Origin of the sequence: Kitasatospora indigofera, assembly GCF_014655955.1 — a bacterium.
Taxonomy (GTDB): domain Bacteria; phylum Actinomycetota; class Actinomycetes; order Streptomycetales; family Streptomycetaceae; genus Kitasatospora; species Kitasatospora indigofera.
Genome location: NZ_BNBO01000152.1, coordinates 1 through 1155 on the forward strand (window position 1 = coordinate 1; position 1155 = coordinate 1155).

A 1155-nucleotide genomic window follows, 5' to 3' on the forward strand; every position below is an offset into this window, starting at 1 on the left:
GAGGCGTCCGCGCCGCCCGCCCGGTGGAGACGGCCGTGTAGTCCGGCTCCGGCAGGGCCCGGTGGTCCACCTTGCCGCTGGCGTTCAGCGGCAGCGCGTCCAGCAGCACCACCGCCGAGGGCACCATGTACGCGGGCAGCGCATCGGCGGCGAGGCGGCGCAACTCCGTTGCCAGGGAAGGGCCTGCGGCCGTCACCGCGCAGTACGCGACCAGCCGGCGGTCCCCGGCCCGGTCCTCCCTGGCGGTCACCGTGACCTGCCGGACCTCGGGGTGCCGGGCGAGCACCGCTTCGACCTCGCCGAGTTCGATCCGGAACCCGCGGATCTTCACCTGGTCGTCGGTACGGCCGAGGTACTCCACCCGGCCGTCCGTACGCCACCGGGCCAGGTCGCCCGTCCGGTACATCCGCTCGCCGGGCGCGAACGGGCAGGCCACGAACCGCTCCGCCGTCAACGCCGTCCGGTTCAGATACCCCCGGCCCAGGCCGGAGCCCGCCAGGTACAGCTCACCCGCCACCCCGGGCGGCACCGGGCTGAGCCGCTCGTCCAGCACGTACGCCCGGGAGTTGGCCACCGGCGAGCCGATCGACGGCCGCTCACCGTCCGCCAGCCGGGCGTGCAAGGCGTCCACCGTGCACTCGGTGGGCCCGTACAGGTTGTGCCCGACGGTGGCCGGCGCCGCCCGGAGTTCGTTCCAGAGGGCGGGCCGGACGGCCTCGCCGCCGAGGGCGAGCAGGGCCGGCGGCCGGTCCGCCAGCAGCCCCTCCTCGATCAGCTGCTCGGCGTAGGTCGGGGTGACCTCCAGGGCGTCGATCCGGGCGTCCCGGGTGTACCGGACCAGCGCCGCGGCGTCGCGGCGGACCTCGTCGCCGATCAGGTGGAGCTCGTGGCCGGCCACCAGCCAGAGCAGCCCGTCCCAGGAGGCGTCGAAGCAGAGCGAGGCGGTCAGCGCCGCCCGGAACCGGCGCCCGGGACGGGCCTGTTCGGCGGCCCCGATGGTTTCGGCGCGGTGGAAGGCGAGCAGGTTGGCGATGCTCCGGTGGTCGATCACCACGCCCTTGGGCCGACCGGTCGAACCGGAGGTGTAGATCACGTAGGCAGCGTTCCCGGCCCCTGCCCGGGGGCCCAGGTTCTCCCCCGAGTGACTCTGCCAGG

The 1155-nt window shown here is 75.0% G+C and carries 1 protein-coding gene; it reads right to left on the reverse strand.

The window, feature by feature from the left end; all coding sequences use genetic code 11:
- Positions 1–1093 (reverse strand): amino acid adenylation domain-containing protein (locus tag IE329_RS39895; RefSeq protein ID WP_229928164.1); only part of this gene is annotated, 1093 nt, incomplete at its 3' end.
- Positions 1094–1155: the final 62 nt, after the last annotated feature.